Here is a 16,033-nt window from a genome sequence, read left to right as displayed (position 1 = left end):
AGACAGCGCTTGCAGATCAACCATTACGTCATCAACCTCGACCGATCGACCGACCGGCGCGCCGCCATCGAGGCGGATGCCGAACGCGCGGGGCTCCGCTTGATACGGGTGCCGGCGGTGGATGGAAAGAGCGTGCCGGTCGCCGAGCGCCGGCAGCTCGACGAGGCGGGTTTTCGCAAGGCCCATGGCAAGCGCCCGCTCGACGGCGAATTCGGCTGCTATGCCAGCCATCTGCTGGCGCTGGACCGTTTCCTGGCCAGTTCGGCCGACGCCGCGCTGATCCTCGAGGACGACGTGCGCTTCAAGCCACATTTCGCCGAGCGTCTGGCGGCCATTGCCAGCGTGCCCGATTTCGACCTCGTGAAGCTCGCCCATCACCGCCGTCCCTCGATCCGCACCCTGCGCCGCATCGAGGGGCACCGGCTCGGCCGCGCCGTGTTCGGACCGACGGGAAGCTCGGCCGCCTATCTCGTGACGCGCGCCGGGGCGGAACGGCTGCGCGGATCGCTCGACCCGATGCGCCTTCCCTACGATGTCGCGCTGGAGCGCGCCTGGGCGTCCCGTGTCCGCATCCTCCACGCGGTTCCCGACCTCGTCACCTTCAATGCCGCGACCTCGAAGAGCCTGACCATGGACGGCCAGACCTATGCCTCGCGCAAGCTGCCGCCCTGGCGGCGGCTGACGACGCTGCGGTTCCGTGCGTTGGATCTCCTGCGCCGCCTCGCCTATGCCGCGGGGATCGGCGGGCGGTGAGGTTGACGCGATTTCTCCTGGCGCGCCGGCATGTCGACGCGGCGGTCCTCTCGCTCGGCTTCGCGCTGCTGCCGCTGATGAACGCCGGGGGCAAGGCCGTGTTCGGCGCCTTCATCCTCAGCGGCATCTATCTGGCGTTCGCCCGGCACCGCGTGGCCCGCTCCATGCCGCGCCTCTTCTCCGCCGCGCTCCTGGCCTATGTCGTCTGGACGGTGGGGCTCAGCCTCCTGCGCGGCGAAGGTCTCGATGGAAACCGGGCGCTGTCCTATGCGGCGATCGAGTTCGGCTTCCTGTTCCTGCCGCTCGGGATCGCCCTCGTGCCGAGGCCGATCGACGCGATGGTCGCGGGCGCGCGGCTCGGCGTGCTCGGCGTCTCGATTCTCGCGCCGATCCAGTATTTCGGCTTCGGCGAGCGGGTGGGGCTCGGCGGGAACGAGGCCATCTTCGGCTTCCTCGCCGCGGGCGCCGGCCTCGTCTCGCGGCTTCCGGCGGAGCGCGCATCGCGCTTCCTGCCGAACGGGAAGGCGATCTTCTATCTTTCCTTCCTGCCCGTCATCCTGTCCGAGACGCGGGCGGCCTGGCTGATCTACGGGCTTGCCATGCTCTTCGACCTGCGGGCCCTCTGGAAGGCGGGACGGCCGGACAGCCGGCGGTCCTATGCCGCGCTCGCGGCCGGCGTCGCCATCGCCATGCTGGCCGTCGTGCCGCTCGCCAGCGTGGTGAAGCAGCGCTTTTCCATCGGCCTTGCGGAATACGAGCGGTTCCAGGAGACGGGCATGGCGGGGGGGTCCGTCGACGTGCGCCTCGCGATGTGGCGCGGCGCGGTGATCCTCATCGCCCAGCATCCGCTGACCGGCGTCGGCGGGACGACGCGCATCCAGGCGGTTTCGGAGGCGACGCCCGATCCCGCGCGCAACGGCGCGCTGATCCGAACCTACAAGCATCTTCACAATTTCGCGCTCGACGAGGCTCTGACGAGCGGGCTGATCGGGCTTGCGCTTCTCTTCGGGGTGGTGGCAAGCTTTCTCGTCAGCGTGTGGCGCTGGACGGCGTCGCGCGAGATCCGGGAGTGCGCGGTCTTCCTGCCGATCCTCGTCGGCAGCTTCGGATCGTTCCACGGGGTCCTTCTCAACGAGTGGATGCTGATCCAGATCTTCGGGACGATGACCGTGCTTCTCACCGCCCTCAATCCCGCCCGCCTGCCCCTGGCGAGCACGACGCCCACCGCAGGCGTGCATGGACCGGCCTGATCGCCCCCTTCATCGCAGGGGCGCTCGTCCGGTCGGTGATCTCGTCGCGGGACTGCTCGATCCCGTCCTGGCGAAGAAGGCCGGCATGACCTCCGGCCTCATCGCAGCCTGGCCGGAACTCGTCGGTCCGCGCCTCGACGGCGTGACGCGACCGGAAAAGCTCGTTTGGCCGCCGCGACGCGGCGGCGACGATCCGTTCGAGCCGGCGACGCTCGTCGTCGCCTGCGAGGGGGCTTCGGTGCTGCGCCTGCAGCACGGGACGAGCGAGCTTCTGTCGCGCGTCAACGGCTTCTTCGGCTACGGGGCGGTCGCGCGGATCAAGATCGTGCAGCGCGCGGTCTCCGCGCCGCGCCCCAACCGCAAGCCGGTGCTTCGGCAGCTTCGTCCGGAGGAGGAGGCGGGGATCGCGGAGATGACGTCGCGGATCGAGGATCCGAAGCTGCGCGACGCGCTGACCGCCTTCGCGCGGAGCATGACCTCCCGGCGCGACGTGACCAAAGGGTAAGGTTGGCGCGACCGCTGCCTATTGGAATTGCCGCAATCTCTTTCTAGAACGGCCCTCGAACCTTTTCCGGCGGCCGTCGTGGCCGAGCCAGGCTTTCCAGGATTCCCATGCGCCAGATCCTTCGCATCGCCCTTTTCGCCGCTCTCGGCGCCGGTGTCCTTTCGGTCGCCGGCTGCTCGGACGAATCGTCCTCGACGGCAGCGACCTCGTCGGTCGTGCCGGCCGCCAACGCGCAGGAGACCGCGCCGGCTGCGCCGGCCGCCGGCGCTCAGGACACCGCGGCGCCGGCCGCCGGGGCCGCCGCCGCCGCGCCCGCCAAGCCCGCGGTGGACGTTCCCGCGGCGAACGGCTCGGTCGACGTCGCCAAGCTGATGGAGCCGGGACCCCTGCCGGACGTCGTGGTCGGCAAGGCCGATGCGCCGGTGACGATCGTCGAATACGCCTCGATGACCTGTCCCCATTGCGCGGCTTTCGCGATCAACACGCTGCCCGAGATCAAGAAGACCTACATCGACACCGGCAAGGCGAAGCTGATCCTGCGCGAATTCCCGTTCGATCCCCGCGCCGTCGCCGCGTTCATGCTGGCGCGCTGCGCCCCCGGCGACCGCCGCGAGGCGATGGTCGACGTCCTCTTCGCGCAGCAGGAGAGCTGGGCGCATGCCGACAACGCCTCGGCCGCGCTTCTCGGAATCGCCAAGCTCGCCGGCTTTACGCAGGAGAGCTTCACCGCTTGCCTCAACGACAAGGACCTCCAGGCCAAGGTCGTCGCCACGCAGCAGCGCGGGCAGAGCGAGTTCGGCGTTGAAGCGACGCCGACCCTCTTCGTGAACGGGCAGCGCTATTCCGGCGCGCTCAACGCAGCCCAGCTCTCGGCCGTCATCGACTCGATGCTCTGAGGCGAACCGGAGCCGGCCGGGGGCCCTTGGTGCGGCCGCCGGCGGCTCCGCGTCTGCGGGCCGATCGAGCCCGATCCTCACCGGACGAAACGTCGCCGCCTTCGTTGCAGTGCAACAATTGGCCTGCGCGCTTTTATCCCGTATGGGATCAGCGTCCCGCCGCCCGGCGGGCCGATCCCGCGGGGGGGACGAGGAGCGGCGGCCGTCGATGGCAAAGCGAGTGCACACCTTCCAGCGCGGTTCCGCCGAGCGAACGGCGGATGCCTCGGAAGCGCTCGGGCTGAAGGGCGCCAATCTCACGCTCCTCGCCTCGCTCAATCTTCCGGTTCCGCCGGGCTTCACCATCACGTCCTCCGCGTGGCGCGAGGCCTTCGCCGCCACCGACGGTCTGCCGCAGGTCCTGCGGTCGGAGGTCGTCTCGGCGGTGGACTGGCTGGAAGGGGCGACGGGGCGGCGTTTCGACGATGCGTCCCGCCCGCTGCTCCTCGCCGTGCGAACCAGCGCGCGCGTCGCGATGCCGGGCCTTGCCGACACGGTCCTCGACGTCGGCATGAACGACCGCACGGTCGAGACGCTGGCGGCCGAGCTCGAGGATCTCGACTTCGCCTTCGGCAGCTACCGCCGCTTCATCGAATCCTTCTGCAGCCTCGTCTACGACGTCGATCCCGGGGATTTCGAGGATATCGCGGACGACGAGCGCGCCGTCGCGGCTTGGACCGGCGCCGTGCCGAACGATCTCGCGCAGTGGCGCGCTCTGATCGCCCGCTTCCTGGCCTTCGTCGAGGACGAGATCGGGGAGACCGTGCCGCAGACGCCGATGGAGCAGCTCTATGCCGTCGTCGAATCGGCCTTCGCCAGCTGGCGCAACCCGATCGCGCGCGCCTTTCGAGTGGCCCACGGCATTCCGGAGAACACGGGCCTGTCGGTCACCGCGCATGCGATGATCTTCAACGAGCGCGACCAGAATTCGGGAACGGGCCGTGCGCTCTCGCGCGACCTGGCGACGGGGAAGGCGAGCCTCACCGGCGAGTTCGGGCTCGGGCGGCGGGAGCGCGAGGAGATCGGCGACCGGGCCGAGCGCTGGTCGCTCGCAGATCTCGTGGCCGAGGCCGAAACCAGCGGGACCAGCCGCTTTCCCGGCGATATCGGCGCGCTGCGCGACCACGTCCGCCGGCTGGAATCGCATGTGGGAGACGCCGTCGAGGTCGACTTCATGGTCGGCGATTCCGAACTCTTCCTCCTCCAGTCCCGGGTCGCCAAACGCGACGCGCCGGAAGCGGTGCGCATCGCGGTCGAACTCGTGCGCGAGGGCCTGATCGAGGAGAGCGAGGCGATCCTCCGGATCGATCCGATCTCGCTGGAGCAGCTTCTCCATCCCACGATCAAGCGGGGCGACGACATCGTCCTCATCGGCAAGGGCATGCCGGCCTCGCCGGGGGCGGCCAGCGGCGAGATCGCCTTCACCTCCGAACGCGCGCAGGAACTCGCCTCCGAAGGGCGCGCGGTGATTCTGGTGCGCAACGAGACGCATCCGGAGGACATTCACGGCATGCATGTCGCGGACGGCGTGCTGACCGTTCGCGGGGGCACGACGAGCCATGCGGCGGTGGTCGCGCGCGGCATCGGCAAGCCGTGCGTCACCGGCGTCGGCTCGCTGCGCATCGATCTGGAACGGGGCGAACTGCTCGGCGCCGGCGGGATCGTGGTGCGGGCCGGCGAGCGCATCACCATCGACGGATCGAGCGGCGAGGTGATCCGGGGCGCGGTCGAACTGGTGCGCCCGATGCTGTCGGGCGATTTCGCGACGCTGATGGAGTTCGCCGACCGGGCCCGGCGCATGGGCGTGCGCACCAATGCCGAGACGCCGATGGAGGCGCGGGCGGCGCGTTCCTTCGGCGCGGAGGGCATCGGCCTCTGCCGCACCGAGCACATGTTCTTCGAGGGCGATCGCATCCGGCGGATGCGCGAGATGATCCTGGCGCCCGACGAGGTCGGCCGGCGCGCGGCCCTGGAGCACCTCCTGCCGATGCAGCGCTCGGACTTCGTGGAGCTTTTCGAGATCATGGCGGGGCTGCCCGTCACCATCCGCCTGCTCGATCCGCCGCTCCACGAATTCCTGCCCAAGGGCGAGGCGGAGATCGCGGAGACGGCGCTGCAGCTTGGCGTCGAGGAACGGGTGATCCGCGAGCGGATCGAGAAGCTCGAAGAGTTCAACCCGATGCTCGGGCATCGCGGCTGCCGCCTCGCCATCTCGCATCCCGAGATCGTCGAAGTGCAGGCGCGCGCGATCTTCGAGGCCGCGATCGAGGCGGGCGAGCGGGCGGGCGAGGCGGTGGTCCCGGAGATCATGGTGCCGCTGGTGGGGCTTCGGAAGGAGCTCGACTTCGTGAAGCGCGTCGTGGACGAGGTCGCCGACCTCGTCGCCGCCGAGCGCGGCAAGCGCGTCAACTACCTCGTGGGAACCATGATCGAACTGCCGCGCGCGGCCGTGCGCGCCGACACGATCGCGGAGGTCGCCGACTTCTTCTCCTTCGGCACCAACGACCTGACGCAGACCGTCTTCGGCATCTCGCGCGACGACGCGGCGAACTTCCTGTCGACCTACGAGCGCAAGGGCATCATCGACCGCGACCCCTTCCAGTCGATCGACGTCGAGGGTGTCGGCGAGCTCGTGGCGCTGGCGGTGGAAAAGGCCCGGCGCACGCGGCCCGACATCTCGCTCGGCGTCTGCGGCGAGCAGGGCGGCGATCCCGCCTCGATCAGCTTCTTCGAGCAGACCGGGCTCGACTACGTGTCCTGTTCGCCCTTTCGCGTGCCGATCGCGCGGCTCGCCGCCGCGCAGGCCGCGATCCGCGCGACCCGCGCCCTGCGGGGCCACGGGCCCGCCAAGACAAGACCCCGCAACTGAGGACGCACGGCTGAGAACGTCCGGGGGAGAGTGAGGCTTCGGACCTGTCGCGGGATCGGCGTCAGGCCGAGCCGGACGGCCCCTCCGCCGGCAGCCCGGACCGGTGATCCCGCAAGCGTTCGAGAACGCCGACGAAAGCGCGGGCGAAGCCGTGGAATCGCTCGGCGATCTCCTGGCGATCGGCGATGCGCAGGCGCGTTCCGCTGGCGTCGAGCACCGCGAAGAGGATCGTGTCCCGCGCCTTGCTCGGGCTGAGCTGCGAGGGCTGCGCGGGGCTCTCTGACGCGGGAATGCGGACGGCGGCGATGCGGGATGCGTTCGACGCCGTTCCATCGGCCGGCATCTCGAACAGGAATTCTCCGCCCACGACCGACGCCGCCGCGCGGACGCAGCTTTCGAAGCTCGCAAGAACGGGGTCCTGCAGATCGAGCGCGATCTCGAATTCCACGCTCGAGAACGCATCCGTCAAGGCGCCGCCCGTCTTGTCCGGGCCAAGGCTCAGAACCGCGCTCATGTCCGCTCCCAGCGATGGCGGCGGCCGGACGCTCCGACCGTCTTCTGCCATCAACGACGGTTTCGCGCGATCGTTGCGTGCCCGGTGCGGTTTTGCGCGCGTTCGAACCTTTGGTCTTTCGCGCTCGCCGGGGTCCCGCGGCGAGGAAAGGATCGCTGGACAAGAACGGTCCGGGCGGCACAACCTCTTTCCGGCAGCTCCCGCGAGGAGCTTCGAAGCGCTTCCGCAGAGAAGCGGCGCCCCGACGACATGCAGGTGGAGGAAACCCCGATGCAGGGACTGATGCAGCACTGGCCTTTGCTGTGCTCGAAGGTGATCGACCATGCCGCGATCCATCACGCGCGGCGCGAGGTGGTCTCGCGTTCGGTCGAGGGGCCGATCCATCGCACGACCTATGCCGAGATCCGGCAGCGCTCGCTGCGCGTCGCCAAGCGGCTGGAACGCGAGGGCGTCGCGCTCGGCGACCGCGTCGCGACCATGGCCTGGAACACCTGGCGGCACCTGGAATGCTGGTACGGCATCCTCGGGCTCGGCGCGATCTACCACACCCTGAACCCCCGGCTCTTCCCCGAGCAGATCGCCTGGATCCTGCGCGATGCGGAGGACGAGCTGATCTTCGTCGACCTCACCTTCCTGCCGATCCTCGAAGCCATCGCGCCCTCCGTGCCGAGCCTGCGCAAGGTGATCGTCCTCACCGACGGCGCGCATCTGCCGGAGACGAACCTGCCGGGCGCCGTCGCCTACGAGGACTGGCTGGCGGAGGCCGACGAGGACTTCCGCTGGCGGGAGTTCGACGAGACCACGGCCGCCGGCCTCTGCTACACGTCGGGCACGACGGGCAATCCGAAGGGCGTCCTCTTCTCCCATCGCTCCAACATCCTGCATTCGTTCATCGCCATCCAGCCGAACGCGATGAACCTCTCCTCGCAGTCGCGGGCCATGCCCGTCGTGCCGCTCTTCCACGCCAACGGCTGGGGCATCGCGTTCTCCTGTCCGATGGTGGGGGCCGCCCTCGTCATGCCGGGACCGAAGATGGACGGCGCCTCGATCGCGGAGCTTCTGACGGGCGAGCGCGTGACCTTCTCGGCGGCCGTGCCGACGGTCTGGCTGATGCTGCTCGACCATCTCGATCGGACCAAGGGTGCGCTGCCCGATCTCGAGCGCGTCGTGATCGGCGGCGCGGCCTGTCCGCGCGTGGTGACGCAAGCCTTCGAGACGCGCTACGGCGTCGAGGTCGTCCATGCCTGGGGCATGACCGAGACGAGCCCGCTCGGCACGTTGAACGTGCCCAAGCCCGAAACGGCCGATCTCGCCGGCGAGGCGCTTTTCGACCACAAGCAGAAGCAGGGCCAGACGCCGTTCGGCGTCGAGATGACGATCACCGACGACGAGGGCCGCGCGCAGCCCTGGGACGGGGAGACCTTCGGGCGGCTGAAGGTGCGCGGCCCCGCCGTCTCCTCCGGCTACTTCCGCGGGGTGGGAGCCGAATGCTTCGATGCGGAAGGCTGGTTCGACACCGGCGATGTCGCCCATATCGACGAGAACGCCACGATGCAGATCACGGACCGGGCGAAGGACGTGATCAAGTCCGGCGGGGAATGGATCTCCTCGATCGAACTGGAAAACCTCGCGGTCGGTCATCCCGACGTGGCGGAAGCCGCCGTCATCGGCGTGCCGCATCCGCGCTGGGACGAGCGGCCGCTGCTCGTCGTCGTGCCGAAGGACGGCGCGGCACCGACCAAGGAGGCTCTCCTCGCCCATCTCGAGGGCAAGATCGCGCGGTGGTGGACGCCGGACGACGTCGTCTTCGTCGAGGCGATCCCGCACACGGCGACCGGCAAGATCCAGAAGCTCGAACTCCGGCGCCAGTTCAAGGATTATCGCCTGCCAACGGTTTGATCCCGGCGGTGTGCCCCGGCGCATCTCGCCGGCCGTTGCGGTTTGGCGTAGGAACCAGCGCTTGAGCGCCGCGGCGGCGAATCGCCCGCGGGATGCGGGACCGGTCCGGTCCGGTGACGGCGCTCTTGGGTGAGGTTGCGAAGGGCGAGGCGGCGGCAGGCGGCATGAAGGCCACGGGTCATTACATCCGCAAGCGATTGCGCCTGGCGGGAGCGGCGCGGAGCCTGGCGGGCTTCTCGCTGGTGTTCCTCGCGGCGGGGATCGTCGCCTACCGGCTCGACGTCGTGGATTTCGAGGCGCTGAAGGGCGTGCTCGTCGTCGCCTTCGCGATGGCTGCGGCCGCTCTCGTCATCGCGCTGGTCGGCCTCGCCCGTGTCTGGCGCAGCGGCTACCAGGGCGGCGGGGTCGCGATCGGCGCGGTCGCCCTGTCGCTCCTGACCCTTGCGCCCTTCGTCCTCGCCGGCATCCTCGCCTACGACAATCCCGGCGTTGCGCAGTCGTCGAGCGAGGGCATGCAGGCGGCCGAGATCGGCGCGCCGGTGGAGCCGGCCGAGGCATCGCCCGACGCCCCGCCGCCAATCACCGGCCGGCGCTATCAGGCGACCGCCGCGCAGGTCTTCGGCGTGACCCGTCTGGTGCTCGCCGATCTCGGTTGGGAGGTCTCGACGGTGAACGCCGCAGCCCCTCTCGACGAGGAGGACGGCGATCTCGGCGTCAGCGGCACCGTCGACGTCCCGATCCCGACACCGCGCGACACCGAGGGCGCGCAGGCGCAGGTCGATCCGCTCGACCAGCCGGATTCCACCGACTACGCGATCGAGGCGACGGCGACGGGACCCGTTCTCGCCCTGCCCAGCGACATCACGATCCGCATCGTCGAGGACGGATCGGAGAGCTTCGTGGATCTTCGCTCAGCCTCGCGCTCCGTCGCCTGGGATCTCGGCCAGAATCGCCGTTTCATCGAGGATTTCCTGACGCGGCTGGACCTCGCGATGGCCGGCGCCCTGACGGTGGTGCCGGCCGGCGAGGGCTGACGGTCGCGTTCAGGGAAGCCGGCGATCGGCCTCACCCGGACGAACCGCCGCCCGGCGTGAAGGCCGAGTCAAGGCGCACGGGGCCGTCCGCTGCGACCCGGCCGCTTTCGACGAGGTCTTCCAGATGCGCCAGCACCGACAGGCTCGCTGCGGGGTGAAGGCGCGGATCGGTGTCGCGGTAGAGCGCGGACACGATCTGCGGGATCCCCCGGTCTCCCCCGCGCAGACGCTCCAGGATCGCGGTCTCGCGCATGCGCCGGTGCGAGCGAAGGCCGCGCAGGAAAGCTTGCGGGCGCTCGACCGGTCCGCCATGGCCGGGCAGGAAGAGGCGATCGTCTCGGTCGAGCAAACGGTCGAGCGAGGCCATGTAATCGGACATTCGTCCGTCCGGCGGTGCGACGATGGTCGTCGACCATGCCATGACGTGATCGCCGGAGAGAAGCACGCCCTCGCCGCCGACCGCGAAGGCGAGATGATTGGCGGTGTGGCCGGGCGTCGCGACGGCGACGATCCGGGCGCTGGACAGGCCGAGATCCTCGCCGCCGGCGAGGCGCCGGTCGGGACGGATCGGATCCGCCGCGGCATCCATGATGTTGATCTCGCCCGGCCCGAGGGGGCGCGAGGGCCGATGGGGCCCCTCGCCGAGGACGGGGGGCGAGCCCGTGGCGGCACGCAGTTTCGGGACCAGCGCCGTGTGGTCGCGATGCGTGTGCGTCAGGAGCACGGCCTCGACGGGACGGTGCGCGATGGCCCGGAGAAGCGCTGCGAGATGCGCATCGTCGTCGGGGCCGGGATCGACGACGACGACGCCGTCGGCGTCACCGAGGAGGTAGGTGTTCGTGCCGGTGAAGGTGAAGGGGCCGCCATTGGCGGCGGTGATGCGCCAGATGCCGGCTGCGACGGGCACCGCTTCGCCGTGCCGGGGCGCGAAATCCGTCACGAGGTCGAGCGCCATCGCCTCACGCTCCACGAGGCGGCAGGACGAGGCCGAGATCCGCCGGTCCGAGGATGCGGAAGGCGCCGGGCTCGAGCGTGCCGAGATCGAGACCGCCCATCCGGTCGCGGTGGAGCGCCTCGACATGGTTGCCGACGGCGGCGAACATCCGCCTCACCTGGTGATAGCGACCCTCGGTGAGGGTCAGATGGGCCGTCGTCGGCGAAAGCGCTTCGAGCACGGCCGGCAGGAGCGGCTTCTCCTCGCCCTCCAGCATCAGCGTGCCCGAGGCGAAGATCTCGGCCTCGTCGCCGCGCAAGGGGCGGGCGAGCGTGGCGCGGTAGCGTTTGGGCACATGCATCTTCGGCGAGATCACGCGGTGGAGGAGCGCGCCGTCGTCGGTGAGGAGGAGGAGGCCGGACGTCTCCTTGTCGAGCCGGCCGATCGTCGAGATGGCGGGATCGCGCCGGCGCCAGCGCGGCGGCAGGAGGCCGTAGACGAGGGGGCCGGCCTCCTTGTGCGAGCAGGTCACGCCGAGCGGCTTGTGGAGGAGCAAGGCCAGCCCCGGCGGGGGATCGACCGCTTCGCCGTCGACGATCATGCGCTCCGGCAGGTCCGGTTCGGGGCGGATCTTCGTCTCGCCGCTCGGCAGCGCCGCGCCGTCCAGCGTGATGCGGCCGGCTTTCGCGAGAAGGCCGATCTCGCGCCGCGAGCCGTAGCCGAGATTGGCGAGGAGCTTGTCCAGCCGGACGGGGGCTGCCGGCTTCATCGGCGGGCCTCGAAGATCTTGTAGCCGCCGCCCTCCGCCCTCATGGCCACCGTCTTGAAGAGGCCGGACAGGACCGCCTCGTAGGGCAGGTGCCGGTTCGCGGTCATGTGGAGGAAGCCGCCGGGGCGCAGTGCGGCATGGGCCCGTGCGATGAAGCCCTGACCGAGGGCCCGGTTCTCGACCCCGTCCTCGTGGAAGGGCGGGTTCATCACGACGAAATCGAGGCCGGCGGGCACGGCTTCGGGGCCGAGCGCATCGGCCCAGAGGAACGTCGCGCGGGCGTCCTCGACATTTCGGCGCGCGGCGGCGAGGGCGCGGCGGTCGATGTCGACGCCATGGAGGGCCGTGACCTCGGGATGGCGGAGGACGGCGCGGGAGAGGATGCCGATGCCGCAGCCGAGATCGGCCCCGCGGCCGGAGAGCTTCGGCAGATGTTCGAGAAGCAGTGCGCTGCCGGGATCGACGCGGTCGAAGGCGAAGGCGCCGGGCTGAGTCCAGAGGCCGAGATCCGGGTCGAGCCGGAGGTCGCCCGCCGCGATCGCGGCGTCGAGGCCGACCGGGCTCGCGGGACGAAGGGTTTCCACGATGCGGTGATGGCGCCGCGACGTCTCGCCGATCCCGCAGCCGAACTCGGTCAGTTCAGGGGCGAGCCGCTGCCCGCCCTTCGCCTTGGGCGCGAGCGCCGTCAGACGACCGCCGACCGTCAGCGCTCTCAGCGCCAAAGCGAGGATGCGACGGCGCTCCAACGTGCCGGGGGGCGCGAGGACCACCATCTCCGAGAGGCTGCCGGGCTCGATCCCCGCGAGATCGGCCGATCCGGGCTTCAGCGGGGAGAACTGGATCGCATCGCTTGGCGCCTCCACGAGATCCCCGGGCGGCAGGCCGTAGAGCCCCGATGTCGAGAGTTGGTCCGGCACGTCGTTCCCTGTCCTTTCGGCGGGACCGGCCACCTTTGCCGTCCCGTCTCCGTCGCGGCGACGAACGTCGAACGAACCGTCCGGGTCAAGCCCTATCTTGGGCGCGGGGCGCTTCGGCCCCGCCGCGCCCGGCCGGGTTCAGGTTCCGCAGAAGGTCCGATAGGCGGCCTCGCGCTCGGGCGGGAGGGCGGCATAGGACGCGAAGTCCGGACGGTCCTCGTAGGGGCGGGCGAGCGCCGCGTTCAAGCGTTCGAACGGAGCCGTGTCGCCCGCGATGGCGGCGGCGAGGGCCTCCTCCACACGATGGTTTCGCGGGATCACGGCGGGATTGACCGCATCCATCGCGGCCTTGCGTGCGGCGGGCGCCAGGGACTCCGCGGCCAAACGCGCGCGCCAGCGGACGGCCCAACCGTCGTAGGCTGCGGGATCGGCGAAGAGCGCGCGGACCGAGGCGTCCGCTTCCGGCGTCTCCGCCGCCGTTCCGAGCCCCCGGAAGGTGAGGGTGAAGTCGGCCGTCTCCCGGGCCATTCGTCCGAGGAGATCCTGGATCAGCGCCGCGTCCTCGTCCTGTTCGTCGTGAAGTCCGATCTTTTCGCGAAAGCCCTGGACATAGGCCGCGTTGAAGGCTTCGGCGAAGCCGGCGAGGATGTCCTGCGCGATCTCGATCGCCCGGCTCTCGTCCGGGTCGAGGCGGCTCAGCAGGCATTCGGCGAGGCGCGTCAGGTTCCATTGCGCGATGCCGGGCTGGTTGGCATAGGCGTAGCGCCCGTTCCGGTCGATCGAGGAGAAGACGGTGGCGGGATCGTAGCCGTCCATGAAGGCGCAGGGGCCGTAGTCGATCGTCTCGCCGGAGATCGACATGTTGTCGGTGTTCATCACGCCGTGGATGAAGCCGACCTGCATCCAGCGCGCGACGAGCCTCGCCTGCCGACGCGCCACCCCCTCCAGCAGCGCGCGATAGGGGTTCGGCGCCTCCGCGGCTTGCGGATCGTGGCGGGCTATGACGTGGTCGGCAAGCCGGCCGATGGCGTCGTCGTCGCCGCGCGCGGCCAAGAACTGGAACGTGCCGATCCGCACATGGCTGGCGGCGACGCGCGTGAGGACCGCGCCGGGCAGGGCGGTCTCGCGATAGACGGGCTCGCCGGTGGCGACGGCGGCCAGCGCCCGCGTGGTCGGAATGCCGAGGGCGGCCATGGCCTCGCTGACGATGTATTCGCGCAGGACGGGTCCCAGCGCCGCGCGCCCGTCGCCGCCGCGCGAGAAGGGCGTCGGGCCGGAGCCCTTCAGCTGGATGTCGCGACGACGCCCCGCGCGGTCGACGACCTCGCCGAGAAGGATCGCGCGTCCGTCGCCGAGCTGGGGCACGAAATTTCCGAACTGGTGCCCGGCATAGGCCGCCGCGATCGGCTCGGCACCGCGCGGGATGCGATTGCCGGACAGGATCTCCGCGCCCTCCTGGCTGTCGAGCGCATCGGGATCGAGGCCGAGCTCTTCGGCGAGCGGCCGGTTCAGCTGGACGAGGCGCGGCGCGGGAACGGGGGTCGGCAGGGTCGGGCGGTGGAAGGGGGCGTCCAGCCGCGCATAGCTGTTGTCGAAGGAGAAGTGAGCCGTCACGGGACCTGCCTCGCATCTGTCGCGCCGAACAAAGCCGTCGCGGTTTCGCTGGATGCGTAGATGGAGTCCTTGTCACCGGCTTTCGAGGGCGCTGCGCCGCGAATGCCGGTCTCTTCGGGCCAAGATGCGGGCGTGGCCCTTCGAAGGACGGAGACGCGAGACGCTGAGACCGATGAGGGACCGGACGCCTCTTGCGAGGCGCCCGGCCAGAACAGCCGGGCCGGAAGGGACGGGACGACGCGGCTGCTTTTCGTGAAAGCGATGGCGTCTTATCGCGCCGCCGCGATGAACGAGCGGCGAACGGGCCGTTCATCCTGCCGACAGGAAGTCCCGCGCGGGGCAGCCGAGGCCCGGCAGGGGCGGGGCGTTGCGGCCGGGCTGCGCGAAGGGCCGGAGTCACCGGAAAGGCACAGGCGCCGCCGGGCGTTTCGCCACTGGCCGGGATGCCTTGAAAGCGGGACGCCGGGCCCTTTCTTCCCGTGCTGCAGCGCGTGAAAGGCTGGTGACATGAGTCTCGATCATCCCGGCCTCCCGGAAACGCCTGCCGACCTGCCGTCGGAACGCCCGGTTTCGCCCGTTTTACCGGACGCTTCCGACGTCGTGCTCGCGCCGGCCGAGGCGATCCCGCGGATCGACCTGCGCGCCAAGGGCGAGCCCTGGGAGAAGCGCCGGGCGGCGGGCAAGAAAATGCGCCTGTCCGTGCCCCACGCCGCCCATGGCGAAGCGGTTTCGACCGACGGGCGACGCGATCCCGTGGCGATCGTAGCGGCGAGCAACGAGGGCCGGCAGGCCCGCCTCGTTCCCATCCGTCTGAAGCGCATGTCGGAATCGCCCTTCGCCTTCCTGCGGGGGGCGGCCGGCGTGATGGCGGCGGATCTGTCCACGACGCCCCGGAGCGGCATCGACGTCGTGATGAACGGAGATGCGCATATCTCCAATTTCGGCCTGTTCGGCACGCCCCAGCGCGACGTCGTGCTCGATCTCAACGATTTCGACGAGGTCACGATCGGTCCCTGGGAATGGGACCTGAAGCGCCTCGTCGCCAGCCTCAACGTCGCGGGGCGCGACGAGGCGATCGGACGCCAGGACCGGCGGCGGATCGTCGCCGGCTGCGTCGAGGGCTATCGCCGCTCGATGGTGGAACTGGCGCCGCAGGGGCCGATCGACGTCTGGCATCGCGCCGCGCGGGCCGACCGGCTCGACTTCGACGGGATCGAGATCGACCCGGATTCGCAGGCGGTCCTGCGCAAGGCGGTGGAGAAGGCGCGGCGCCGCAACAATGCGTCCCTCCTGGAAAAGGCCGGAGAGCGACAGGTGGACGGGGGCTGGCGCCTGCGCGAGGACCCGCCGATCCTCACCGCGGTCGACGACGATGTGCGCGAGGCCGTGATCTCCGGTCTCGAGCACTATGCCGAATCCCTGCCGCGTGAACGCCGCTTCATGCTGAGCCGCTACCACGTGGTCGATGTCGTCCACCGCGTGGTCGGGGTCGGCAGCGTCGGGACACGGGCCTATCTGGCGCTGCTCTTCGGCAATTCGGATCAGGACGCTCTGTTCCTGCAGGTCAAGGAAGCGATCCGGCCCTCGCATGCGCCCTATGTGGCGCCGCTGCCCGAGCCCTACGGATCGCATGACGGCGCGCGCGTCGTCTACGGACAAAGGCTGCTGCAGGCGGTCGGCGATCCCTTGCTCGGCTGGACGACGATCGATGACCGGCCCTTCTATGTCCGGCAGATGAAGAACATGAAGGGCGAGATCCCGCATTCGCTGCTGACGGGCCGCTCGCTCGTGTTCTTCGCCTTCGGCTACGGCGCGCTTCTGGCGCGGGCCCATGCCCGAACCGGGGACGCCGCCGCGATCTCGGGCTATTGCGGCGGTTCGGAAAACCGCAGTTTCGACGAGGCGCTGGCGGACTGGGCGGAGACGTATGGCGACCAGAACGCGCTGGACCATCAGGCGCTGGTCGATGCCATCGCGGACGGGCGCTTCGGACCCGGGGATGACGGGTCCGCCTGAGCGTCCCGCGCGGGTTCGCGATGC

13 protein-coding genes are annotated in these 16,033 nt (G+C 70.2%); 8 read left to right on the top strand and 5 right to left on the bottom strand.

Annotated features, from left to right (window positions below):
• Window positions 1-9: 9 nt before the first annotated feature.
• From ASG43_RS03670 to ppdK, 5 genes are all read left to right on the top strand, one after another.
• A complete protein-coding gene (locus ASG43_RS03670) occupies window positions 10-753 on the top strand; it encodes a glycosyltransferase family 25 protein (RefSeq protein WP_056500242.1) in 744 nt (247 codons plus the stop codon).
• Entirely contained in the window at window positions 750-2,003 is a 1,254-nt protein-coding gene (locus ASG43_RS03665; RefSeq protein WP_156386409.1) for an O-antigen ligase family protein, read from the top strand. Before ASG43_RS03670 ends, ASG43_RS03665 begins: the two co-directional genes overlap by 4 nt.
• Window positions 1,990-2,508 (top strand): DciA family protein, encoded by a 519-nt coding sequence (locus ASG43_RS03660; protein ID WP_056500238.1) that lies wholly within the window; start codon window positions 1,990-1,992, stop codon window positions 2,506-2,508. The genes ASG43_RS03665 and ASG43_RS03660 overlap by 14 nt, the downstream gene beginning before the upstream one ends.
• Window positions 2,509-2,615: 107 nt before the next feature.
• Window positions 2,616-3,404: a DsbA family protein gene (locus ASG43_RS03655; RefSeq protein ID WP_082490567.1), complete on the top strand. Its 789-nt coding sequence runs from the start codon at window positions 2,616-2,618 to the stop codon at window positions 3,402-3,404.
• Between the two features lie 208 nt (window positions 3,405-3,612).
• Entirely contained in the window at window positions 3,613-6,312 is a 2,700-nt protein-coding gene (gene ppdK, locus ASG43_RS03650) for a pyruvate, phosphate dikinase (protein WP_056500235.1), read from the top strand.
• A 61-nt stretch (window positions 6,313-6,373) separates the two neighbouring features.
• On the opposite strand, the gene ASG43_RS03645 is transcribed toward ppdK, so the two are convergent.
• Window positions 6,374-6,826 carry a hypothetical protein gene (locus ASG43_RS03645; protein WP_156386407.1) on the bottom strand — a complete coding sequence of 151 codons (453 nt, stop codon included), beginning with the start codon at window positions 6,824-6,826 and terminating at the stop codon, window positions 6,374-6,376.
• A gap of 270 nt (window positions 6,827-7,096) precedes the next feature.
• On the opposite strand from ASG43_RS03645, the gene ASG43_RS03640 reads away from it, so the two are divergent.
• Both ASG43_RS03640 and ASG43_RS03635 read left to right on the top strand, forming a co-directional pair.
• On the top strand, window positions 7,097-8,725 hold the full coding sequence (locus ASG43_RS03640) for a long-chain-fatty-acid--CoA ligase (protein ID WP_056501072.1): 1,629 nt from the start codon (window positions 7,097-7,099) through the stop codon (window positions 8,723-8,725).
• 113 nt (window positions 8,726-8,838) lie between these two features.
• Entirely contained in the window at window positions 8,839-9,759 is a 921-nt protein-coding gene (locus ASG43_RS03635; RefSeq protein ID WP_162244665.1) for a DUF1499 domain-containing protein, read from the top strand.
• 31 nt (window positions 9,760-9,790) lie between these two features.
• Here the strand turns inward: ASG43_RS03635 and ASG43_RS03630 are convergent, their stop codons facing one another.
• The 4 genes from ASG43_RS03630 to ASG43_RS03615 form a co-directional block, all read right to left on the bottom strand.
• Window positions 9,791-10,714: an MBL fold metallo-hydrolase gene (locus ASG43_RS03630; protein ID WP_056500227.1), complete on the bottom strand. Its 924-nt coding sequence runs from the start codon at window positions 10,712-10,714 to the stop codon at window positions 9,791-9,793.
• A gap of 4 nt (window positions 10,715-10,718) precedes the next feature.
• On the bottom strand, window positions 10,719-11,462 hold the full coding sequence (locus ASG43_RS03625; RefSeq protein WP_056500224.1) for a pseudouridine synthase: 744 nt from the start codon (window positions 11,460-11,462) through the stop codon (window positions 10,719-10,721).
• Window positions 11,459-12,379, bottom strand: coding sequence for a methyltransferase (locus ASG43_RS03620; RefSeq protein WP_156386405.1), 921 nt, complete (start codon window positions 12,377-12,379; stop codon window positions 11,459-11,461). Before ASG43_RS03620 ends, ASG43_RS03625 begins: the two co-directional genes overlap by 4 nt.
• A 138-nt stretch (window positions 12,380-12,517) precedes the next feature.
• Window positions 12,518-13,993, bottom strand: coding sequence for a protein adenylyltransferase SelO (locus ASG43_RS03615; RefSeq protein ID WP_056500219.1), 1,476 nt, complete (start codon window positions 13,991-13,993; stop codon window positions 12,518-12,520).
• 507 nt (window positions 13,994-14,500) lie between these two features.
• Between ASG43_RS03615 and ASG43_RS03610 the strand changes: the two genes are divergently transcribed.
• Window positions 14,501-16,009, top strand: a complete 1,509-nt coding sequence (locus ASG43_RS03610) for a DUF2252 domain-containing protein (RefSeq protein ID WP_082490566.1) — start codon at window positions 14,501-14,503, stop codon at window positions 16,007-16,009.
• Window positions 16,010-16,033 lie beyond the last annotated feature (24 nt).

It is taken from the genome of Aureimonas sp. Leaf454, assembly GCF_001424685.1.
Taxonomy (GTDB): Bacteria; Pseudomonadota; Alphaproteobacteria; order Rhizobiales; family Rhizobiaceae; genus Plantimonas.
This window is presented reverse-complemented; position numbering and strand designations above follow the sequence as displayed.